The sequence below is a fragment of the Brevundimonas vesicularis genome (assembly GCF_027105095.1).
GTDB lineage: Bacteria > Pseudomonadota > Alphaproteobacteria > Caulobacterales > Caulobacteraceae > Brevundimonas > Brevundimonas vesicularis_E.
This window is the reverse complement of the sequence record NZ_CP114278.1, coordinates 592,947-613,280: the sequence shown is the minus strand read 5'-3', so window position 1 is coordinate 613,280 and position 20,334 is coordinate 592,947. Positions and strand designations below refer to the sequence as shown.

21 protein-coding genes are annotated in these 20,334 nt (G+C 66.6%); 6 read left to right on the top strand and 15 right to left on the bottom strand.

From position 1 onward, the window contains the following. Positions 1–38 precede the first annotated feature (38 nt). The 4 genes from O2K97_RS02955 to O2K97_RS02940 form a co-directional block, all read right to left on the bottom strand. Positions 39–989, bottom strand: coding sequence for a right-handed parallel beta-helix repeat-containing protein (locus O2K97_RS02955; protein ID WP_269220385.1), 951 nt, complete (start codon positions 987–989; stop codon positions 39–41). 1 nt (position 990) lies between these two features. Continuing rightward, the gene (locus O2K97_RS02950) at positions 991–1,788 is read right to left on the bottom strand and encodes a PA-phosphatase (RefSeq protein WP_269220384.1); all 798 of its coding nucleotides are present in this window, start codon (positions 1,786–1,788) and stop codon (positions 991–993) included. Next, on the bottom strand, positions 1,785–2,282 hold the full coding sequence (locus O2K97_RS02945; protein ID WP_112863280.1) for a hypothetical protein: 498 nt from the start codon (positions 2,280–2,282) through the stop codon (positions 1,785–1,787). Before O2K97_RS02945 ends, O2K97_RS02950 begins: the two co-directional genes overlap by 4 nt. A gap of 75 nt (positions 2,283–2,357) precedes the next feature. Beyond that, on the bottom strand, positions 2,358–2,636 hold the full coding sequence (locus O2K97_RS02940) for a ribonuclease (RefSeq protein WP_112863279.1): 279 nt from the start codon (positions 2,634–2,636) through the stop codon (positions 2,358–2,360). A 102-nt stretch (positions 2,637–2,738) separates the two neighbouring features. On the opposite strand from O2K97_RS02940, the gene O2K97_RS02935 reads away from it, so the two are divergent. Next, positions 2,739–3,743 (top strand): LLM class flavin-dependent oxidoreductase, encoded by a 1,005-nt coding sequence (locus O2K97_RS02935; protein ID WP_269220383.1) that lies wholly within the window; start codon positions 2,739–2,741, stop codon positions 3,741–3,743. On the opposite strand, the gene O2K97_RS02930 is transcribed toward O2K97_RS02935, so the two are convergent. Then, positions 3,740–4,711 (bottom strand): alpha/beta fold hydrolase, encoded by a 972-nt coding sequence (locus O2K97_RS02930; RefSeq protein ID WP_269220382.1) that lies wholly within the window; start codon positions 4,709–4,711, stop codon positions 3,740–3,742. The genes O2K97_RS02935 and O2K97_RS02930 overlap by 4 nt on opposite strands. A 47-nt stretch (positions 4,712–4,758) precedes the next feature. On the opposite strand from O2K97_RS02930, the gene O2K97_RS02925 reads away from it, so the two are divergent. Next, complete coding sequence (locus O2K97_RS02925) at positions 4,759–5,595, top strand: aldo/keto reductase (protein ID WP_055754301.1); 837 nt, start codon at positions 4,759–4,761, stop codon at positions 5,593–5,595. Here the strand turns inward: O2K97_RS02925 and O2K97_RS02920 are convergent. Then, complete coding sequence (locus O2K97_RS02920; protein ID WP_419466101.1) at positions 5,592–5,993, bottom strand: HIT domain-containing protein; 402 nt, start codon at positions 5,991–5,993, stop codon at positions 5,592–5,594. The genes O2K97_RS02925 and O2K97_RS02920 overlap by 4 nt on opposite strands. Further along, positions 5,990–6,886: an SIMPL domain-containing protein gene (locus O2K97_RS02915; RefSeq protein ID WP_269220380.1), complete on the bottom strand. Its 897-nt coding sequence runs from the start codon at positions 6,884–6,886 to the stop codon at positions 5,990–5,992. Before O2K97_RS02915 ends, O2K97_RS02920 begins: the two co-directional genes overlap by 4 nt. A 138-nt stretch (positions 6,887–7,024) precedes the next feature. Between O2K97_RS02915 and mdh the strand changes: the two genes are divergently transcribed. Then, positions 7,025–7,987, top strand: a complete 963-nt coding sequence (gene mdh / locus O2K97_RS02910; RefSeq protein WP_045809972.1) for a malate dehydrogenase — start codon at positions 7,025–7,027, stop codon at positions 7,985–7,987. Positions 7,988–8,200: 213 nt separating this feature from the next. On the opposite strand, the gene O2K97_RS02905 is transcribed toward mdh, so the two are convergent. The 3 genes from O2K97_RS02905 to zapE all read right to left on the bottom strand — a co-directional run bounded on the left by O2K97_RS02905 (position 8,201) and on the right by zapE (position 10,997). Next, positions 8,201–8,710 (bottom strand): YbjN domain-containing protein, encoded by a 510-nt coding sequence (locus O2K97_RS02905; RefSeq protein ID WP_269220379.1) that lies wholly within the window; start codon positions 8,708–8,710, stop codon positions 8,201–8,203. Positions 8,711–9,162: 452 nt separating this feature from the next. Continuing rightward, positions 9,163–9,795, bottom strand: coding sequence for a hypothetical protein (locus O2K97_RS02900; RefSeq protein WP_269220378.1), 633 nt, complete (start codon positions 9,793–9,795; stop codon positions 9,163–9,165). 110 nt (positions 9,796–9,905) lie between these two features. Beyond that, positions 9,906–10,997: a cell division protein ZapE gene (gene zapE, locus O2K97_RS02895; protein WP_269220377.1), complete on the bottom strand. Its 1,092-nt coding sequence runs from the start codon at positions 10,995–10,997 to the stop codon at positions 9,906–9,908. Positions 10,998–11,140: 143 nt separating this feature from the next. Between zapE and O2K97_RS02890 the strand changes: the two genes are divergently transcribed. From O2K97_RS02890 to O2K97_RS02880, 3 genes are all read left to right on the top strand, one after another. Next, the gene (locus O2K97_RS02890) at positions 11,141–12,187 is read left to right on the top strand and encodes an aspartate-semialdehyde dehydrogenase (protein WP_269220376.1); all 1,047 of its coding nucleotides are present in this window, start codon (positions 11,141–11,143) and stop codon (positions 12,185–12,187) included. A 136-nt stretch (positions 12,188–12,323) separates the two neighbouring features. Then, a complete protein-coding gene (rarD, locus tag O2K97_RS02885; protein ID WP_269220375.1) occupies positions 12,324–13,250 on the top strand; it encodes an EamA family transporter RarD in 927 nt (308 codons plus the stop codon). 25 nt (positions 13,251–13,275) lie between these two features. Beyond that, entirely contained in the window at positions 13,276–14,790 is a 1,515-nt protein-coding gene (locus O2K97_RS02880; RefSeq protein WP_269220374.1) for an MFS transporter, read from the top strand. On the opposite strand, the gene O2K97_RS02875 is transcribed toward O2K97_RS02880, so the two are convergent. The 5 genes from O2K97_RS02875 to atpA form a co-directional block, all read right to left on the bottom strand. Continuing rightward, positions 14,775–15,908 (bottom strand): serine hydrolase domain-containing protein, encoded by a 1,134-nt coding sequence (locus O2K97_RS02875; RefSeq protein WP_269220373.1) that lies wholly within the window; start codon positions 15,906–15,908, stop codon positions 14,775–14,777. The genes O2K97_RS02880 and O2K97_RS02875 overlap by 16 nt on opposite strands. 85 nt (positions 15,909–15,993) lie before the next feature. Further along, positions 15,994–16,263, bottom strand: coding sequence for an ATP synthase F1 subunit epsilon (locus O2K97_RS02870; protein ID WP_039243854.1), 270 nt, complete (start codon positions 16,261–16,263; stop codon positions 15,994–15,996). Positions 16,264–16,265: 2 nt separating this feature from the next. Then, the gene (gene atpD / locus O2K97_RS02865; RefSeq protein WP_419466079.1) at positions 16,266–17,804 is read right to left on the bottom strand and encodes a F0F1 ATP synthase subunit beta; all 1,539 of its coding nucleotides are present in this window, start codon (positions 17,802–17,804) and stop codon (positions 16,266–16,268) included. Positions 17,805–17,841: 37 nt separating this feature from the next. Then, positions 17,842–18,720, bottom strand: a complete 879-nt coding sequence (locus O2K97_RS02860; RefSeq protein WP_269220372.1) for a F0F1 ATP synthase subunit gamma — start codon at positions 18,718–18,720, stop codon at positions 17,842–17,844. A gap of 33 nt (positions 18,721–18,753) precedes the next feature. Beyond that, complete coding sequence (gene atpA, locus O2K97_RS02855) at positions 18,754–20,286, bottom strand: F0F1 ATP synthase subunit alpha (protein ID WP_269220371.1); 1,533 nt, start codon at positions 20,284–20,286, stop codon at positions 18,754–18,756. Between the last annotated feature and the right edge of the window lie 48 nt (positions 20,287–20,334).

Genomic DNA, 20,334 nt, shown 5'->3' with positions numbered 1-20,334 from the left:
AATCAGCCCCGAACCACCGCTCTGCGCAAGGCGTCCGATCAGCGCCGCACGATGTTCCGAGCCGTCAGATTGCCCGTGGCCCCGTCGCCGTCGTCCGCGCTGGAGCCGAACGGCCAGCCGCGGTCGTCGCCGCAATAGCGTCGTCCGCCCTCGCGCGACCCGATCACAACCGCGCGTGGCCTCAGCCAGCCCGCGCCGCTGAACAGATTGTCCGTAATCTGATTATAGGACGGCGTCTGGTGGCGGATCACGCCGTCCTCGCCGCAGTTGCGGTACAGAAACACCCCGCCCTGTCCGTCCAGCGCCAGCCGGTTGCCGACGATGCGGTTGGCGCCCGACCCGTCCACCGCGATCTGCTCGCGCCCGGTGCGGATATCGAAATCGTTGTCCTGGATCAGCGCCCCTGCGCTCTCGGCGTCCAGATAGACGGCGGTCGAGGTCGAACGGCCCACAAAGCGGGACCGCGTCACGGTGGTGCGCGTCACCCCCGGCCCGACATAGAGAGGAATGGTCCCCACGCCCTCGAACCGAACCCGATCCAAGGTGACGCGGATTGGCGCCGCGGATTGGGCCGCTTGCGTGTGTCCGGCCGTGCGTGACGAGGCCAGCAGGTCGCGCATCGATCCGCCCGCTCCCATGCCCCAGATCCGCACATTGCCGACGACGGTGCAGTTTCGGATCGTCACATCGACCGGCCGCGACCACTGATCGCCCTCGCGGCGAGACCAGACCGCGATGGTCGGGGCGGCGGTCGTCGCCGGGCCCGGCGCGCGGATCGTCCCGCCCCCGCAATCCAGTGAAGCCCCTGAGCTTTCCGCGCCCTCGATCAGCACGCGGCGACGGATATCGACGCCTGACAGTTCGGCTTGGCACGTCAGGCGATACGGCTGCGTCGACGGCGCCGTCAGCGCCGCCACCTCTTGCGGCGTGCACGGCCGGTCGGCCGGGGCCTGGAGGGTCAGCAGGGCGAGAGCCAGCGCCGCCGTCATATCAGGGCAAGGGGATCGCCAAGGCCGCGCGCTCAGCCGCGCAGCCGGGATTGGTCAGGCTGCTGCGACGCGCGGCCGCGAGCTCGGCCCTCGCCGCCGTCATGTCCGCCTGGAAGGACGGGCTGGCGATGGCGCGGGCCGCGACGTCCCGCCCGATCCGTTCGCCGACCGCGACATCGGTCGGATAATGCATGGCGCAGACTAGGCGGCTGACCCCGATCTCGTGGCCGATCCGGCGCACGGCCTCGGCCCGGTCCGGCTGCAGCGCCGCAAAGGCCTCGCCATAGGCCGCCGCGACCGCTGCGCTGCCGGACGGATAGGAGGCGCTGCGTCTCGCTGCCGGCGTGAGGGTCTGGCAGGCGCGGCGACTGGGGTCGTCGCCGACCGGCCGCAGCCGCGCGTGGCGCGCCTTGACGCGTTCGGCCGCACTGTTCGCGTCATGGAAGATCCGCGCCATCACCCGGTCCAGCGCAGGCGTCTCGGCCGATCCCAGCCGCACGCCCAAAGCGCAGTCGAAATGTTGCAGGGCCAGGGGCGGACGCAACTCGGCATGGGCGGTCGCCAACAGCCATCGATCGCCGTCTTCCAGCGCCACAAACCGCGCCGAGGCCGCCTTGTCCGCTAGGTCCGTCGCGCCCCCCTGGGCGGGAGGCGGCGGCGCGGCGTCCGCCAGTTCGATGATTGCCTGATCGCTTAGAAAGCCATCGGTCGGGATCGTAAGCGCCGACCTAGGCGCGCCCGCGCAACCCGCGATCAGCAGCGTCGCCATCGCCGCGCTGAGGGCGGCGGCGCGCTTCACTGACCCGCGCTCCAGCCCAATTGCACGGAGGTTTCCCCGGTCTCGGTCGGCGTGGCGACGACCTGCAAGGAGGCGCCGTTTACAGCGTCGGCCGCCGCGCCATAGGCGCGCGTCTCGCCCTGGTTCATACCGGCGACGGACCGCAGGCCCGCCTTCTCGGCGCGCTCGCGATAGAAGGCGACGACCTCGTCCGGCGACGCGGTGGTGGTGAAGGTGACCAGACTGCCCGGCCCGGACTCGCCGCCAGCGGCCAGCGGCTGCCCGTCCACCTGTGCGCCGGGATAGAGGACCGCGAAGGACGGCGCGCCGTCGGCCGCGGCTGACGCAGCCCCCCCTACAACAGCGGGCGCTTCGGCTGTTGGAGGCGTCGCATCAGCGACGGTCGGCGCTGACGCTTTGGGCGCAGCCTTGGCCTCGACCGATTGGGCCGAACGATCACATCCTGCGAGGCAAAACAGAACCACGACGGCGGAGGCCGCCAAGCGAAGCGTCATCGAGAGATCGTCCTTGGACCGAGAGGGTCAGAGCGCCACCGTGGCGCATGGTTGCGGCGGCGACAAGGCGCCCGCTCAGTCGGCGGCGTCGTCCTGATCCGCCGCGCCCTTATCGGCCAACCCTTCTTGAGCCAGACGCGCATTGATCTTGGCGGAATCGGGGTCGTCATCCGTGCCCGCAGCCGACCCGCCGCGCAGCGAACCCGCCCGCGTGTCCGATCCCGAATCGCTGCCGTCCAGGGCGTCGATCAGCGTATCCGCCTTGTGACCCAGATCCGGCTTTTCGCCCATGTCGGCGGCTTCGCGGGCGTCGTCGCAATCCGCTTCGGGCTTGGTGGGATCGGTGTCGGTCATGACGCAGTCTCCGTTCGTCGAGATGAGTTTAAAGCGCCTGATCCGGTTGCGGTTCCAGACCCTCGCCCTTGAACCCCGAGGGACAGACCCGATCTAGGCGTCATGATCCCCTTTTCAGTTCTCGACCTTTCCCCCATCGTCGAAGGCGGCGACGCCCGACGCGGCCTGGATGAAACCCTGGCTCTGGCCCAGGCCGCCGATCGGCTCGGCTATGAGCGGTTCTGGCTGGCCGAACATCACAACATGCCCGGCATCGCCAGCGCCGCGACCGCCATCGTCATCGGTCATGTCGCGGCGGGGACCGAGCGCATCCGCGTCGGCTCCGGCGGCGTCATGCTGCCCAACCATGCGCCCCTGGTCGTCGCCGAACAGTTTGGCACGCTGGAGACCCTGTTCCCCGGCCGCATCGATCTCGGCCTTGGCCGCGCGCCCGGCACGGACGGCGCCACCGCCCGTGCGCTGCGGCGCTATTTCGAAGGCGCCGACCAGTTTCCGCGCGACGTCGTCGAACTGATCCAGTGGTTCGAACCGGCGTCCGAGAATCAGCCCGTCCGCGCCGTCCCGGGCGCCGGCCTGCGCGTGCCGATCTGGCTCTTGGGCTCCAGCCTGTTCAGCGCGCAACTGGCCGGCCAGCTCGGCCTGCCCTACGCCTTCGCCAGCCATTTCGCACCCGAACTGCTGCTGGAGGCCCTGGCGCTCTATCGCCGCGAGTTCGTCCCCTCGGACCGCTTGGCCAAGCCCCACGCCATGGCCGCGATCAATGTCTTCGCCTCCGACACGGACGAGCAGGGCGTGCGCCTGTCCACCTCGATGCAGCAGAGCTTCGCCCGCCTCTCGACCGGCAAGCCGGGCAAGCTGCCGCCGCCCGTCGACGACATCACCACGATCCTGACGCCGCAGCAGATCGCGGGCGCCAAGGGCCGCCTGCTCTATTCCGCCATCGGCGGTCCCGAGACCGTCAAGCGCCAACTGACCGACTTCATCGCCCTGACCGGCGTGGACGAACTGATGGTCACCGGCATGATGTTCGACAACGCCGCCCGCATCCGCAGCTTGGAGATCGTGGCCGAGGTGCGTGATCAGATGGCGACGAAGCAGGCGGCCTAGAGGCCCTTCAGGAAATTCAGCAGCAGGCAGTTGATCTCGTCCGCCCGTTCCTGCTGAATCCAGTGGCCCGCGCCCGGCACGACGACGGATCGGATCAGGTTGGGCGCCCAGTCCTTCAGACCCGCCTCATGCCCGCCAGCGTAGTGGCGCACCGGGTCGTCCTCGCCCACGATGAACAGGGCGGGCGGGGCGATCTTTTGGTCCTGAACAAAGGCCGTCAGCGACCAGTTCAGGTCCATCGCCCGATACCAGTTCAGGGGTCCTTCGAACCCGCCCGCCGAAAAGGCCTGCACATATTCATCGAAATGCGCCTCGCTCATCCATGGCGGCAGGGTCGCGTCGTCGGCGATGGTGTCGAGCAGGGCCACGCCCTCGGGCATGAAGCCGGTCGATCTGCGATCGGCGGGGGTCGCGCCGTCGTAGGCGTAGAACAGTTTCCTCAGCGCTATCGCTGAATCGGCGTCCAGCGCAAGGTGCGCATCCGGCGCCTGGAACCGGCTGATATAGAGGTCGCCCAGCCCGGCCCGTTTCGAGATGGCGGCCATGGCGGCGGTGGGCGGTCCCTTGGGTCGGCGCGGTTGGAACGGTACCGACAGGCCCGCGACCGCCGTGAACAGATCCGGCCGCAGCAGGGCGCAATGCCAGGCCACCGGCGCGCCCCAGTCATGGCCTATGACCACGCAAGAATCCTTGCCCAGCGACCGGACCAAATCGACCATGTCCCCGACCAGATGCAGGATCGAGTAGGCCTCGACACCTGCCAGCTTGTCGGTCCCGCCATAGCCCCGCATGTCCGGGGCGACGACATGATAGCCCGCCTGCGAGATCGCCTCGACCTGGGCGCGCCAGCTGATCCCCAGTTCTGGAAAACCGTGGATCAGCAGGACCAGCGGCGCGTTGTCATCCTCGAACCCGGCCTCCAGAACCTGTTGGACCAGACCGTCGGTCTTGATATGCCGGGTTCGCATCGCTTCCTCCGACGGCGTTTTCGCCGCTCATTATCGTCAGGACGGACATGACCCGCCTCGTCACCTTTGCGGACGGTACGACCGTTCCCGCCCTCGGCCAAGGCACCTGGGAGCTGGGCGACGACCCGGCCTGGCGCGATGAGGAGCAGCAGGCCCTGGCGCGCGGCATCGACCTGGGCATGACCCTGATCGACACGGCCGAACTGTATGGCGACGGTCGCTCGGAACGTCTGGTGGGCGAGGTCATCGCCGGACGCCGCGATGAGGTCTTTTTGGTCTCCAAGGTCCGGCCCGAGAACGCGTCGGAGATGAAGATGATGCTGGCCTGCGAGAAGTCGCTGGAACGGCTCGGCGTCGAGCGGCTGGACCTCTACTTGCTGCACTGGGAAGGCCATGTGCCGCTGGAGGAGACCGTCGAGGCCTTCCGCGACCTGGTCGACGAGGGGATGATCGCCCGCTGGGGCGTGTCGAACCTGGACCTGCGCGCCATGGAGCAGCTGATGGAGATCGAGGGGGGCGAGGACTGCGCCGCCAACCAGCTGCTCTATAATCTCGCCTCGCGCGGGGTGGAGTTCGACCTCTTTCCGTGGATGCAGGCGCGCGACATGCCGATGATGGCCTATTCGCCGCTTGGGCGGGGCGAACTGCTGGAACAGCCCCTGATCCGCGACATCGCCAATCGCCATTCCGCCAGCCCGGCCCAGGTGGCGCTGGCCGCCGTCCTGCGCCACGACGGCGTCATCGCCATCCCCAAGGCCAGTTCCGTCGAACACGTCGAGGCCAACGCCGACGCTCTGGACATCCAGTTCGACCTGGAAGACCTGGAACGGCTGGATGCGGCCTTCCCGCCCCCGAAACACGCCGTGCCGCTGGATATCATCTAGCCGCCGGAGACGATCGTCAGCCGCCGCGCCCGCTCACCGTCCGCATACGGAATAACCGGTCCGCGACCCCAGACCGGATCGGGCCAGAGACCGTCGTCGCGGCGGCGGCCGACCACATGGACATGCAGTTGCGCCGTCACATTGCCGATGGCGCCGACGTTCAGTTTTTCGACCGCACCCAGCCGCCGAACCAGCGCCCCGGCCCGCACCGTCTCCTCCATCAACACGGCTCGCTGTTCGACGCTGAGGTTTTCCAGCTCCACCGCCCCCTCGACGCGCGGGATCAGGATCAGCCAGGGAAAGCGGGCGTCGTCCTGAAGCCGCACATGGCACAGCGGCCATTCCGCGGCGGCGAGGGAGCCCGCCTCGAAGGCGGGCGCGACCTCGAACCCCATCAGTTCAGTCCGTAGATGACGCAGGCGCTGTCGGTCAGGGTCTGCAACGGCGGTTGCAGCGCCAGACGCGCCGCCTCGATCTGCGCCTCGCTGGGCGCGCCGCCTCCGGGCGGAGGGGGCGGAGCTGGCGGCGCGGCATATTCCATGCGTGCTTGCGACCGTGCGCCCGTCACCACGATATCGTCCACCGTCGTTTCCTGCCCCGCGCCGCTGGCGGCATAGGAAGGCCAGCCCGCCAGGACGTCCGTCTGGCAGACTCGGCCCGACGGATCGATGATCTTGACCCGCCCGAGGGTCGCGCCCGCGTTGGTCGCCGCCGCCTCGGCCCGGCGACGCGCATCCTTCATCGCCTCGGCCTGCAGATTGGCCTTCCAGCTGTTGTCCGGCTCCAGGTTGAAGTTCACCTGTCCGATCGAGGTCGGACGCGAGGCCACGATGGTCGCATAGACACGCTCGATCAGCCGCACGTCGCGCACCGTCACATTGACCGAAGCGTCGGCCTGATAGCGGGCCACGCGGTCGGCGCGGGTGTTGTCGCGCATCACCCCGTTTTCGTCGCGGTATTGGTCATAGAGCGGCCGGGTGGTGACGCTGGTCTCGACCCGAACCTTGTCCGCGCCATAGGCCGACAAGGCTTGGCTCAGCGCCCGCACCTGATCGGCGGCGGCGCGCGAGGCCTCGGCGACACTGCGGTCCACCGACTGGAAGCTGGCCGAAACGAAGGCGCGGTTGGCCTGAATCTCCACCCGCACTTGGCCGACCGAGGCGATTACCGGATCGCGCATCCACCAGGGTGCGGGAATATAGCGGTCGCCGATCGTCGCGGGCGGCGTCTGGGCCAGCACAGGCGTGGCGACCGACGCCAGCAGCAGGGCGAAAGCGAATGAACGGCGCATCGAAATCCTCCGGTTGTCGCCGGACCTTCGCAAGCCTGACCAAGGCCGTAAAGCGAGGTTCTTGCGACAGCCGCGCGAGGGGTCTAGACCGCCCGCACGATTAATCCCCTTTCGCACACGCAATAAACGGAGACATCCATGGCTCGCGCGAAGATCGCCCTTATCGGCGCCGGCATGATCGGCGGAACCCTGGCCCACGTGGCCGCGCGCGAAGCCCTGGGCGACGTGATCCTCTTCGACATCGCCGAAGGCACCCCGCAGGGCAAGGCGCTGGACATCGCCGAGGCCTCGGCCGTCTTCGGCCAGGACGTGGCCCTGAAGGGCGCCAACGACTATGCCGACATCGCGGGCGCCGACGTCTGCATCGTCACCGCCGGCGTGCCGCGCAAGCCGGGCATGAGCCGCGACGACCTGATCGGCATCAACCTGAAGGTCATGAAGGCCGTCGGCGAAGGCATCAAGGCCCACGCCCCCAACGCCTTCGTGATCTGCATCACCAACCCGCTCGACGCCATGGTCTGGGCCCTGCAGAAGTTCTCGGGCCTGCCGAAGGAGAAGGTCGTCGGCATGGCCGGCGTGCTGGACTCGGCCCGCTTCGCCTACTTCCTGGCTGAAAAAACCGGCGTGTCGGTTCAAGACATCCACGCCTGGACCCTGGGCGGTCACGGCGACGACATGGTGCCGATGGTGCGCCACTCGACCGTCGGCGGCCTGCCCCTGCCGGACGCCGTCGCCGCCGGCTTCCTGTCGCAGGACGAGCTGGACGCCATCGTCGAGCGCACCCGCAAGGGTGGCGGCGAGATCGTGGCCCTGCTGAAGACCGGCTCGGCCTTCTACGCCCCGGCGGAATCCGCCATCGCCATGGCCAAGTCCTACCTGCTGGATCAGAAGCGCGTCCTGCCCTGCGCCGTCTGGCTGTCGGGCGAATACGGTCTGTCTGACCTCTACGTCGGCGTGCCCGCCCTGATCGGCGCCGGCGGCGTCGAGAAGATCGTCGAGTTCACCACCAACGACGAAGAAAAGGCGATGTTCGAAAAGTCCGTCGCCTCGGTCCAGGGCCTGCTGCAAGCCTGCAAGGACATCGATTCCTCGCTGGCGTAAGCCGCGCGACGATCGAATGGCGAGGGGCCTGCGGAGCGATCCGCAGGCCCTTTTCTTTCTTCCCTTCTCCCGTGGGGAGAAGGTGGCCCGAAGGGCCGGATGAGGGCCCGCCGGTGGGCCAGCTCGCGCGACCCGACCCTCACCCTTTCGCACCAGAACGACGGCTATCGCCGCCGTGTGCTCAAGCCCTGTCCCACCGGGAGAGGGACATCATTACGGCGCCACATACCCCATCTGGCCCGCAAACTTCGGCAGCAGTTGCAGCCAGACCGTCAGCGGGTCCGCCAGTTGCGCCACGCCTTCGCCCGACAGCACGACGATATCGTACTGCACCGTCGCCGTCGGCGTTTCGGCCGCAGTATGGAAGGCTTTCAGATAGCGGTTGTCGCGGTTCCAGGCGTTCACCTTGTCCAGCGTGGCCCCGGCGCCCGGCACCACCGCGCTGAACTGAACCTCGCCGCAGCCAGACGCCTCGCAGCCATAGAAGAAGACAGCCCAGGTTAGGCCCGCATTGGTCACGGTGAAGAAGGTCAGGCCGTTCTCGGTCTGCACCGGCCCGACGCGCCCGCCCAGCCCGGTGATCCACGTCCCGACCTCGCCCGGCGTCAGACCGCGACTGGCCGCAGCCGGCCCCGTCTGGGCGAACGCTCCTCCCGCCGTCAGCGGCGAAACGGCGAAGGCCAGAGCGGCCATTGAGGCGGGGGCGAAGGCGAGGGGGCGCATGAAGACACTCCGAAGGTCAGCCGATACCCTAGAGCTTCACTCACTCTCGCGCGAGAACCCAGCCAAATTCGTCAGAACAGAAAAATGGACCACCATTCGCCGAACGCGGATTACACCCCTTGCGGAGGCGAAAATGCAACCTTAAGTGCCGATATCAGCAAGGGGAAATACTATGGCTAAAACCAAAAACAATCGCACGCCGGAAAGCGAAATGCGCATAGCCGCGCTGCTTGTAGCCCGCAGCAAGCCAAATGGATTTGCCAGCACGACTGAGGTTAAAGCAGAGGTCGGAAATTATATAACGATCACCCCACAGGATCGCGCGATCTCAAAGACACGCTCCGGCGAGCCTCTTTACTACCAGATTGTAGGCAACGTGGTTTGCCATCAAGGCAGCTCAAGAAGTCCGTTTTCACGCGGGTTCGCAATCCGTCGGAATGATGGACTAGAAATCACGCAAAAAGGTCGCGACTATCTAACGTCTCTCGGGTACTAGAGAATTTTTTCTTATACCCCGGCGGCAACCACAAAAGATCTGTTCGCTGTTCGGCGTCTTTATCCCAGACAAACCATGCGTACGCTGTAGTTCCACTACCGCCTTGTACCGCTCCTGCTGGATAGAAAGTTATCCTTTCGCTAAAGACCCACACCCTGCTAGGCGGCGTGTCCTTAAATATCGTTGACGCTCTATTCGCGCCCTCCAAAAACGCCAACCTGAGTAACAGTGCAAATTTTTTATTTGCAAGCTTTACCCCTTGCCGAACAAATCCTTCCGCAGCGTTGAATGGTGGGTTTGTTACAATGTTATCTGCGGTTTTTGTTGATTCGAGGAAATCTAATCCAACTTCTCCGTAACCTCTATCATACAGATCTGAGCTTATAACTGGCCCTGCCCTTTCGAGGACACGCGACATTGCTCCATCCCCGCACGCGCACTCCCATATTTCGCCCGAAAATTTCTCACTTTCAACAAGAGCATGCGTTGCCCAAGCCGGAGTTGGAAAGAAATCTGGCCCGTTCAGGTCAGCAAATCTCTTCGCTGTTGGCTTAAAGCCGCCGTTCAAATTGTATGTAGCGTCAGCCATCTGCACCTCAACAAAAAGATAACAGAATCAGATATTTATTAAAGCTATAACTTTACAAGTCAAATCAATGCTCAGCCGGATTCACCCCTCATTAGATTGGATCTGCCCGCTCAATCCTGGACGTGCGCCAGCCAGTCCTTGCTCTGCATTTCGTTGAAGCGCGACACGGTGCGCTCGAACTCGAACGCCCCCACCCCTTCGGTATAGAGGGCCTCCGGCTTGGCCGCCGCCAGCACAATCAGCTTGGTCTTGGCCTCATAGAGGGCGTCCACCAGGGTCACCAGACGCCGCGCCTCGTGGTGGTTGGCCGAACTCAGGATCGGCACATCTTCCAGAAACAGGGTGTGGAACCGCTGGGCGATGGCCAGATAGTCCTGCGGCCCCAGCGGCCTGGCACACAGCTCCGCGAACGTCGCCCGCGCCATCGATCCCACGGTGCGCTGCACCACCACATCGCGGCCCAACACGCTCAGGTGCGCCGGCTCTTCCGGTTCGCCCCCCTTCAGCTCGCGCCACAACGCCTCGAACGCCGCGCGGTCGTCCGGCGTGTGCCAGACTTGGGCCGAGGTCATCCGATCCAGCCGCCAGTCCCGCGCCCCGGCCGTCTCCACCACCACGCAGCGCTCGCGGATGATGTCGATGAAGGGCAGGAAGAGCTGACGGTTGATGCCGTTCTTGTAGAGGTCCTCCGGCGCGCGGTTCGAGGTGATGGCCAGCACCACCCGATCCTCGAACAGGGCTTCGAACAGCCGGCCCAGGATCATGGCGTCGGCGATGTCGGTGACCTGCAGTTCGTCGAAACACAGCAGCCGGGCTTCCGACGCGATCAGCTTCGCGATCGGCGGGATGGGGTCGTCGCCCCTGTGGGTTCCGAACACGGCCTTGCGGGTCTTCGCATCCCCCTCACGCCACTGTTTCACCAGATCGTGGATGCGGGCCATGAAGGCGTGAAAGTGCGCGCGCGTCTTTCGCGGCTCCGGCGTCGCCGAGTAGAACAGGTCCATCAGCATCGACTTGCCGCGTCCGGGCGGGCCGTAGAGATAGACGCCCCGCACCTCCGGCGCCTTGCCGAACAGGCCGCGTTTGGCCAGATCGACCTCCAGCCGCTCCAGCGCCGTGATCACGCTCTCCTGCGCCGGATCGGGCGTCAGCACGCCCTCTTCCACGCGGATGTCGTAGGCGTTGCGAATACGGGAGGTCATGAGAGGACTGCTTAAAGCCCGGCACAGTGAAAAGCGATTGCTTCGCGGCTGCGAACGCCTAAATGCACAGCACACACCAAACCGCGCTCAAGCAGCAAGGCTCCGCTGAGCCGAGCGGTAGCGCGTCCGAAGGACCAAGCATCATGGGTTATCGCGTCGCCATCGTCGGGGCCACGGGCAATGTGGGCCGCGAAATGCTGAACATCCTTGAGGAGCTGGAATTCCCCGTCGATGAAATCCACGCCATCGCCTCTCGCAAGTCCAAGGGCGTCGAGGTCTCCTTCGGCGACAAGACCGTCAAATGCCAGGACATCGAACAGTTCGACTTTTCAAAGGTCGACATCGTCCTGATGTCCGCCGGCGGCGCGGTGTCCAAGGAATGGTCCGAGAAGATCGGCAAGGCCGGTCCTATCGTGATCGACAACTCCTCGGCCTTCCGCAAGGACGCCGACGTGCCGCTGATCGTGCCCGAGGTGAACCCCGACGCCATCAAGGATGCGACCAAGAAGAACATCATCGCCAACCCAAATTGCTCGACCATCCAGCTGGTGACGGCGCTGAAGCCGCTGCACGATGCGGCCAAGATCAAGCGGGTGGTCGTCTCGACCTATCAGTCGGTGTCTGGCGCCGGTAAGGAAGGCATGGACGAGCTGTGGAACCAGACCAAAGCCATCTACGGCCTGGGCGACGCCACGCCCAAGAAGTTCCCCAAACAGATCGCCTTCAACGTCATCCCCTACATCGGTTCCTTCCTCGAGGACGGCTCCACCGACGAGGAGAAGAAGATGTCGGACGAGACGCACAAGATGCTGGACCCCGACATCCAGGTCACCGTCACCTGCGTGCGCGTGCCGGTCTTCGTGGGTCACTCTGAGGCCGTGAACGTCCAGTTCGACCGCCCGATCGAACCCGACGAGGCCCGCGCCATCCTGCGCGAGGCGCCCGGCGTGCTGGTCATCGATAAGCAGGAGCACGACGGCTACATCACCCCCGTCGACGCCGCCAGCGAACACGCCGTCTATGTCAGCCGCATCCGCAAGGATACGACCGTCGAGAACGGCCTGAACCTTTGGGTCGTGTCCGACAACCTGCGCAAGGGCGCCGCCCTGAACGCCGTCCAGATCGCCCAGCTGCTGGACGAAACAGGCGTGATCAAGTCGTCGTCGGGATATCGTTCGATCACGGTCTGACGCTCCACCCCGTCATCCTCGGGCTTGACCCGAGGACCGGATGTTCCGCCGCTGGTGCTAACGAGTGACGCACAGGCGCCCGCCGCGCCCGATCCTCGGGTCAAGCCCGAGGATGACGGCGGGGATGAAGGACCCCATGACCGCCTCCCCCTCTCCCAACGACCCCCGCGCCGTCGGCACGGCCATCGCCTGCTACACCCTGTGGGGACTGCTGCCGCTGCTGTTCATGGCGATGGCGGCGCACGGCTTCGGCGCGCCCGAAATCCTGGCGCACCGGGCGGTCTGGTCGGTCTTCGTGGCGGGCCTGGTCCTGCTGCTGGCGGGGCAATGGGGCGAGGCGCGCCGGGTGCTGGCAACCCCCCGCACCCTGGCCTGGCTGGCCCTGTCCGCGCTGCTGATCGGCACAAACTGGAGCCTCTACGTCTTCGCCACCACGCATCACGCGACGCTGGAGGCCAGCCTCGGCTACTATATCAATCCCCTGCTCAACATGGCGGCCGGCGCCGTGCTGTTCCGCGAGAAGATCGACCGCTGGAGCGCGCTGGCCATCGGTCTGGCCGCCATCGGGGTCGTGATCCAGACCATCGCCCTGGGCCATGTGCCGATCATCGGCCTGACCCTGGCCGTCACCTTCTGCGCCTATGCGGTGATCCGTAAGCGCGTGCCCGCCTCGGCCCAGACCGGGCTGTTCGTCGAATGTCTGGTGCTGCTGCCCATCGGCGCGGTCTTTTTGGCCTGGCTGACCACCCACGGTCAGGCGGTCGGGTTCGCCTCGCCCTCCGGCCTGATCTGGGCGCTGGTAAACGGCCCGGCGACCGTGATCCCGCTGGCGCTGTTTGCTTGGTCGGCTCGGCGTCTGCCCCTGTCCACGGTCGGTTTCATCCAGTTTCTGGCCCCGACGCTGCAGTTCGCCTGCGGCGTCGCGACCGGCGAGCCGCTGACCCTGCTGCGGATCGTCTCCTTCGTCTTCATCTGGGCCGGCGCCGGCGTCTTCGCCCTGGCCGCCTTCAATCGCAGCCGCGCCGCGCGCGAGGCGTTGAAGACCACGGCGGAACCGGCGTAGCGTTCGCCCACACGGAGGCGAGGCCATGACGACCGCCCAACCGGGCCCCTGCGAAGGCGGACAGGTCCACGCCGCCGCCGAACCGGCCCATACGCTGTCGGCGGCGCGCAAACGCTGGGTGCTGGCCGCGACGGTGCTGGGATCCAGCCTGACCTTCATCGACGGCTCGGCTCTGGGCGTCGCCCTGCCCGCCGTGCAGCGGGATTTCGCGGCCGGCATGGCGGCGGTCCAGTGGGTGTCGAACGCCTATCTGCTGACGCTGGGCGCCCTGGTTTTGATCGGCGGCGCGGCCGGCGATCGGTTCGGACGGCGGCGGATCTTTCTGATCGGGGTCGCGATCTTCGCCATGGCCTCCATCGGCTGCGCCCTCGCCCCCACCGTCCAGGCCCTGGTCGCCGGCCGGGCGATCCAGGGGATCGGCGCGGCCCTGCTGACGCCCGGCGCCCTGGCGGTGATCGGCGCCACCTTCCCGCCCGAGGAGCGCGGCAAGGCCTTTGGAACCTGGGCCGGGTTCGGGGCCCTGACCGGCATGGTCGGGCCGCTGATCGGGGGATGGCTGGCCGACGCCGCCGACTGGCGCGCCATCTTCTGGATCAACGTCCCGCTGGCGATCCTCACCGCCGTCGTGACCTTGGCCGCCACGCCCGAGAGCCGGGATCCCGACGCGAGCGGTCTAGACGGTTTGGGCGCGCTTCTGGCCGTCGCCGGACTGGGCGCCCTGACTTGGGCCCTGACCGCCGCGCCCGACCTGGGGTTCGCATCGCCCGTCATCCCGGCTGGATTGGTCGTGGGCGCGGCGTTGCTGGCCGCCTTCCTCTGGGCCGAGGCGCGCCAGAGCCACCCGATGATGCCGCTGGGCCTGTTTTCGTCCTCAATCTTCAGCGGCATCAATCTGCTGACCCTGCTGCTCTATTTCGCCCTGGGCGGGGCGATGTTCTTCCTGCCCTTCGATCTGATCCGGGTTCACGGCTGGAGCGCGACCGAGGCCGGCGCCGCCATGCTGCCCTTCGCCGCCGTCATGGGCCTGTTTTCCGGCCTCGCTGGACGGGTCGCCGATCGGTTCGGCGCGCGCCTGTCGCTCAGCGTCGGGCCGGCCCTGGCCGGGATCGGACTGGCCCTTCTCGCTGTGCCTGGGCCGGGCGCGGGCTATGTCGACGGACCGCTGGCGGGGATGACGGTGCTGGGGATCGGCATGACCCTGGCGGTCGGGCCGCTGACGGCGACGGTGATGGGGGCCGTCAAGGCGGGCCACACCGGCGTGGCCTCGGGCGTCAACAATGCGGTGGCGCGCGTGGCCAGCCTTCTGGCTGTCGCCCTCCTGGGCCTGGTGCTGTCGGCGGTCTTCGCCGGGGTCGCCGACCTGCCTGACGCCCGCGCCCAACTGGCCCAAGTCATGTCGGGCGCCGAGATCACGCCCGTCGTCCGCGACGCCTTCCACGCGGCCTTTCGGGCCGTAATCCTGACCTGCGCCGGCTGCGCGGGCTTGGCCGGCCTGATCGGCCTGCTGACCGCGCCCGGCCCGGTTCAGAAGGCGGCATAGAGCGCGTCCAGCAACCGCTTGGGCCGGGGGTCGCCGATCAGGTGCGGCGACTGGCGCGTCATCACATAGGCCGCCGACACCTTTCGCGACGGATCCGCCATGGCCATGGACCCGCCCCAGCCGTAATGGCCGAAGGCGTCGTTCGGCCCGAACACCTTCAGCCCGGCATTGCGCATCAGACCGGCCGCCCAGCTGATCGTATAGGGCAGCACCTTGTCCGGCCCATGAATGCGCTCGCGCGTCAGCTGATCCAGTGTTCCCGCCGACAGCACCGATCGCCCGTCGAGAACGCCGCGATTGGCCACCACCCCAAGCATCTTCGCCAGTCCCAGGGCCGTGCCGTGCAGATTGGCCGAGGGGATTTCCATCTCGCGCCAGGCCGCCGAACCGCGCCCGCCCGGCGCCGAGCCGCGATCCAGGAAGGCCGCCTGTTTGATTGGATCGATGGTCCCCAGGCTGGGCGCCGCCGTGGGTTTGCGCATCTGCGCCACCCGTGCATGCTCGCTTTCCGGCAGGCCGATCCACAGGTCCAGCTCCGCGAAGTCCTGGCGCAGCGCCTGGCCCATCGTCCGGCCGGTCGCCCGGCGATAGACCTCATTGGCCAGATAGCCGACGGTGATCGGGTGATAGCCCGAGGCTGAACCCGGCGCCCACATCGGCGCCTGGGCCGCCAGCCGCGCCAGCACGGCTGGCACGTCGAACCAGATCGTCGGATCGACGGCCTCGGAAAAGCCCGGCAGGCCCGACTGGTGGCTCATCAGCTGGGCGACGGTGACCTCCGCCTTCCCCGCCGCGCCGAACTCGGGCCACAGCGACGCGACCGTTTGGTCATAGTCGATCTGACCCGCCTCGACCGCGCTTGCCATCAGGATGGCCATCACCGCCTTGCCGGTCGAAAACACCGAGGTCAGGGTGGTGTCGGTGAACGGCGTCGTCCTGGCCGTATCCGCATGGCCCGCCCACAGATCGACGACCGCCTCGCCCTCAACCAGCACGCTGAACCGCGCCGCCTGCTCGTTCAGCCCCTCGGGCGCCGCGGTGAAGTTGGCAGCGAAGGCGTCGCGCACGGCCTCATAGCCGGGTGCGCAAACGCCGTGGATGTCGATGAGATCGGTCATGGGCCGGTCCTAGCGCGCCCGCCGCCCACGAAAAAGGCCTCCCGCCGAAACGGGAGGCCTCAAATCGTTCGATCCTTCGACGGGATCAGGCCGCGACGACCTCGGTGGCCTGTTCGGCCAGGATGGTCAGGCCTTCGCCGTTGACGTCGGCGAAGCCGCCGTGGACGTCGTACTGGGTCTTTGAGCCGTTGTTATAGACGGTCACCAGACCCTCGCGCAGGGCGGTCATGAAGGGCGCATGATCCGGCAGAACGCCGAAGTCGCCCTCGACGCCCGGTGCATCGACCTGGTCCACGAGGCCCGAAAAGACCTCGCGTTCCGGCGAGACGAGGGAGAAGTTCAACTTGCCGGCCATAATCAGGCTTCCGACGCCATCTTCTCGGCCTTGGCGACGGCCTCTTCGATGGCGCCGACCATGTAGAAGGCGGCTTCCGGCAGGTGGTCGTATTCACCGGCGACGATGCCCTTGAACGAGCGGATCGTGTCGGCCAGCTCGACGAACTTGCCCGGCGAGTTGGTGAACTGTTCGGCCACGAAGAAGGGCTGTGACAGGAAGCGCTGGATCTTGCGGGCGCGCGACACGACCAGCTTGTCCTCTTCCGACAGCTCGTCCATGCCCAGGATGGCGATAATGTCCTTCAGACCCTTGTACTGCTGCAGCACTTCCTGGACCGAACGGGCGACCTGGTAGTGTTCCTCGCCGATAACCAGCGGGTCCATGATCCGCGAGGTCGAGTCCAGCGGGTCGACGGCGGGGAAGATGGCTTGGGCGGCGATGTCACGCGACAGCATGGTCGTCGCGTCCAGGTGGGCGAACGAGGCGGCCGGCGCCGGGTCGGTGGGGTCGTCGGCGGGGACGTAGATGGCCTGGACCGAGGTGATCGAGCCCTTCTTGGTCGAGGTGATGCGTTCCTGCAGGTTGCCCATCTCGGTGGCCAGCGTCGGCTGGTAGCCCACGGCGGACGGGATGCGGCCCAACAGCGCCGACACTTCCGAACCGGCCTGGGTGAAGCGGAAGATGTTGTCGACGAACAGCAGAACGTCCTTGCCTTCCTCGTCGCGGAAATATTCGGCCTGGGCCAGGCCGGTCAGGGCGACGCGGGCGCGGGCGCCGGGCGGTTCGTTCATCTGGCCATAGACGAGGGCGCACTTGGAGCCTTCGGTCGAGCCGTCGTTCTTGGTCGGGTCCACGTTCACGTTGGACTCGATCATCTCGTGATACAGGTCGTTGCCTTCGCGGGTGCGCTCGCCCACGCCGGCCAGAACCGAATAACCGCCGTACGCCTTGGCGATGTTGTTGATCAGTTCCTGCATGGTCACGGTCTTGCCCACGCCGGCGCCGCCGAACAGGCCGATCTTGCCGCCCTTGGTGTAGGGGCAGATCAGGTCGATCACCTTGATGCCCGTGACCAGGATTTCCGACGCGGTGGTCTGTTCCTCGAACGAGGGCGCCTCGCGGTGGATCGGGCGGTATTGCGTGGTCTGGATCGGACCGGCTTCGTCGATCGGCTGGCCGACAACGTTCATGATGCGTCCCAGCACGCCCGGTCCGACCGGGGTCTGGATGGAGGAGCCGGTGTCGGTCACGGGCTGGCCGCGCGTCAGGCCCTCGGTCGTGTCCATCGAGATGGTGCGGACCATGTTCTCACCCAGGTGCTGGGCGACTTCCAGAACCAGGGTGAAGGGCTCGCCCGTCTTCTGGTCGATGTTCTGGGTGTGCAGGGCGTTCAGGATCGCCGGCAGATGGCCGTCGAACTCAACGTCGACGACGGCGCCGATGACCTGGGCGATCTTGCCCGTGGCGACGGCCGCGCCGGGCGCGGTCGCGGCGACAGGCGCCTTCTTGACGGCGGGCTTCTTGGAGGCGGGTTTCTTGGGGGCGACGGTGTCGGTCATGGTTGGGGTCCGTATCGGAATGTCTGTTCGGTCGGGATCAGAGGGCTTCGGCGCCGGCGATGATCTCGATCAGCTCGGTGGTGATCTGGGCTTGGCGCTTGCGGTTGTATTGCAGCGTCAGGGCGTTGATGAGGTCGCCCGCATTGCGCGTGGCGTTGTCCATCGCCGCCATCTGCGACCCGAAGAAGCCCGCCTGGTTCTCGTACAGAGCGGCCAGGATCTGGGTCGTCAGATTGCGCGGAAGCAGGGTTTCGAGGATTTCCTCTTCCGACGGCTCGTACTCATAGACCGCGCCGTTCAGGTCGATCGGCTGCGCATCGCCCTCGACCACGGCCGGGATCAACTGCTTGCCGGTCGGGACCTGTTGGATCACCGACTTGAACTGGCTGTAGAACAGGGTGACCACATCGGCCTGACCGTCCTCGAAGGCCGTGGCGATCATTTCGGCGACCGGCTGCGCCGAAGGCAGGCCGATGGTCTTGTGTTCCGACAGTTCGAAGGTGTGGATCACCTTGTCGCCGTACAGACGCGACAGCTGGTCCCGCGACTTCTTGCCGACGGCGATGATCTTCACGTCCTTGCCGTTGGCGATCAGGCTGTTGATCCGTTCGCGCGCGGCACGGATGACGTTGGTCGAGAAGCCGCCCGCCAGACCCTTGTCCGCCGTCGCAACCACGATCAGGTGACGCTGGTCGCCGCCCGTGCCGGTCAACAGGCGCGGCGCGTCGGCGCCGGACACGCCGGCGGCCAGGTTGGCGATGACCGAGGCCATCTTCTGCGCATAGGGCCGGGCGCTTTCGGCCTGGTCCTGGGCGCGCTTCAGCTTGGCCGCGGCGACCATCTGCATGGCTTTCGTGATCTTCTGCGTGGCTTTCACGCTTCCGATCCGATTGCGCATTTCCTTGAGGCTGGCCATCCGGCGCTTACTCTCTCAGCTTACCAGACGGGTTCAGGCGAAGGTCTTGACGAAGGCGGCCAGGATGTCCTTCAGCTCGGCTTCGAGGTCCGAGGTCAGGTCCTTCTTGGTGCGGATGCCTTCCAGCAGCGACGCGTGGTTCGCATGGATGCGCGCCAGCAGCTCCTTCTCGAAGCGGCCCACGTCGGCGACGGCGATGCCGTCGATATAGCCGCGCGTGCCAGCGTAGACCGAGACGACCTGCTCTTCCATCGCCAGCGGCGAATACTGCGGTTGCTTCAGCAGTTCCGTCAGACGGGCGCCGCGCGCCAGCAGCTTTTGGGTCGAGGCGTCCAGGTCCGAGCCGAACTTGGCGAAGGCGGCCATCTCGCGATACTGGGCCAGCTCGCCCTTGATCGAACCGGCGACCTTCTTCATCGCCTTGGTCTGGGCCGACGAGCCGACGCGCGACACCGAGATGCCGACGTTCACGGCCGGGCGGATGCCCTGATAGAACAGGTCCGATTCCAGGAAGATCTGACCGTCGGTGATCGAGATCACGTTGGTGGGGATGTAGGCCGAGACGTCGTTGGCCTGGGTTTCGATGATCGGCAGGGCGGTCATCGAGCCCGAACCGTAATCCTCGTTCAGCTTGGCCGAACGCTCCAGCAGGCGGCTGTGCAGGTAGAAGACGTCGCCCGGATAGGCTTCACGGCCGGGCGGACGGCGCAGCAGCAGCGACATCTGGCGATAGGCGACGGCCTGCTTGGACAGGTCGTCGTAGACGATCAGGGCGTGCATGCCGTTGTCGCGGAAGAACTCGCCCATGGCGGTGCCGGCGAACGGGGCCAGGAACTGCAGCGGGGCCGGTTCCGACGCCGTGGCGGCGACGACGATTGTGTACTCCAGCGCGCCCGACTCTTCGAGGGTCTTGACGATCTGGGCGACGGTCGAACGCTTCTGACCGATGGCGACGTAGATGCAGTAGAGCTTGGCGCTCTCGTCGTCGGTCTTGTTGACGTTCTTCTGGTTCAGGATGGTGTCGACGGCGACGGCGGTCTTGCCGACCTGACGGTCGCCGATGATCAGCTCGCGCTGACCGCGGCCGACGGGGATCAGGGTGTCGATGGCCTTCAGGCCGGTCTGCATCGGCTCGTGAACCGACTTACGCGGGATGATGCCGGGCGCCTTGACGTCCACGCGGCGGCGCTCGGTGAACTGGATCGGACCCTTGCCGTCGATCGGCTCGCCCAGCGGGTTGACGACGCGGCCCAGCAGACCCTTGCCGACCGGCACGTCCACGATCTCGCCCAGGCGGCGCACGTCGTCGCCCTCGGCGATGGCGGCGTCGGCGCCGAAGATCACGGCACCCACGTTGTCGCGCTCGAGGTTCAGGGCCATGCCCTTCACGCCGGCCTTGGTGAATTCGACCATTTCACCGGCCTGGACATTGTCCAGACCGTGGATGCGGGCGATGCCGTCGCCGACCGACAGCACGCTGCCGACGTCGGAGACATCGGCTTCGACGCCGAAGTTGGCGATCTGCGACTTAAGGATGGCCGAGATTTCAGCGGCGCGGATGTCCATGACGGGCTCTCTGTTCTTCAGTCTTCTGCGGGTGCGCCGTTCAGGCGC

Excerpts from the sequence above, each read along its gene's own strand:
- O2K97_RS02925 (WP_055754301.1), top strand. The coding sequence starts at position 4,759 with ATGACCCGCCTCGTCACCTTTGCGGACGGTACGACCGTTCCCGCCCTC.
- O2K97_RS02955 (WP_269220385.1), bottom strand. The coding sequence starts at position 989 with ATGACGGCGGCGCTGGCTCTCGCCCTGCTGACCCTCCAGGCCCCGGCC.
- atpA (WP_269220371.1), bottom strand. The coding sequence starts at position 20,286 with ATGGACATCCGCGCCGCTGAAATCTCGGCCATCCTTAAGTCGCAGATC.
- O2K97_RS02900 (WP_269220378.1), bottom strand. The coding sequence starts at position 9,795 with ATGGCTGACGCTACATACAATTTGAACGGCGGCTTTAAGCCAACAGCG.
- O2K97_RS02915 (WP_269220380.1), bottom strand. The coding sequence starts at position 6,886 with ATGCGCCGTTCATTCGCTTTCGCCCTGCTGCTGGCGTCGGTCGCCACG.
- O2K97_RS02880 (WP_269220374.1), top strand. The coding sequence starts at position 13,276 with ATGACGACCGCCCAACCGGGCCCCTGCGAAGGCGGACAGGTCCACGCC.
- O2K97_RS02870 (WP_039243854.1), bottom strand. The coding sequence starts at position 16,263 with ATGGCCGGCAAGTTGAACTTCTCCCTCGTCTCGCCGGAACGCGAGGTC.
- O2K97_RS02930 (WP_269220382.1), bottom strand. The coding sequence starts at position 4,711 with ATGCGAACCCGGCATATCAAGACCGACGGTCTGGTCCAACAGGTTCTG.
- O2K97_RS02890 (WP_269220376.1), top strand. The coding sequence starts at position 11,141 with ATGGGTTATCGCGTCGCCATCGTCGGGGCCACGGGCAATGTGGGCCGC.
- O2K97_RS02940 (WP_112863279.1), bottom strand. The coding sequence starts at position 2,636 with ATGACCGACACCGATCCCACCAAGCCCGAAGCGGATTGCGACGACGCC.
- rarD (WP_269220375.1), top strand. The coding sequence starts at position 12,324 with ATGACCGCCTCCCCCTCTCCCAACGACCCCCGCGCCGTCGGCACGGCC.
- mdh (WP_045809972.1), top strand. The coding sequence starts at position 7,025 with ATGGCTCGCGCGAAGATCGCCCTTATCGGCGCCGGCATGATCGGCGGA.
- O2K97_RS02860 (WP_269220372.1), bottom strand. The coding sequence starts at position 18,720 with ATGGCCAGCCTCAAGGAAATGCGCAATCGGATCGGAAGCGTGAAAGCC.
- O2K97_RS02945 (WP_112863280.1), bottom strand. The coding sequence starts at position 2,282 with ATGACGCTTCGCTTGGCGGCCTCCGCCGTCGTGGTTCTGTTTTGCCTC.
- O2K97_RS02905 (WP_269220379.1), bottom strand. The coding sequence starts at position 8,710 with ATGCGCCCCCTCGCCTTCGCCCCCGCCTCAATGGCCGCTCTGGCCTTC.
- atpD (WP_419466079.1), bottom strand. The coding sequence starts at position 17,804 with ATGACCGACACCGTCGCCCCCAAGAAACCCGCCTCCAAGAAGCCCGCC.
- zapE (WP_269220377.1), bottom strand. The coding sequence starts at position 10,997 with ATGACCTCCCGTATTCGCAACGCCTACGACATCCGCGTGGAAGAGGGC.
- O2K97_RS02875 (WP_269220373.1), bottom strand. The coding sequence starts at position 15,908 with ATGACCGATCTCATCGACATCCACGGCGTTTGCGCACCCGGCTATGAG.
- O2K97_RS02935 (WP_269220383.1), top strand. The coding sequence starts at position 2,739 with ATGATCCCCTTTTCAGTTCTCGACCTTTCCCCCATCGTCGAAGGCGGC.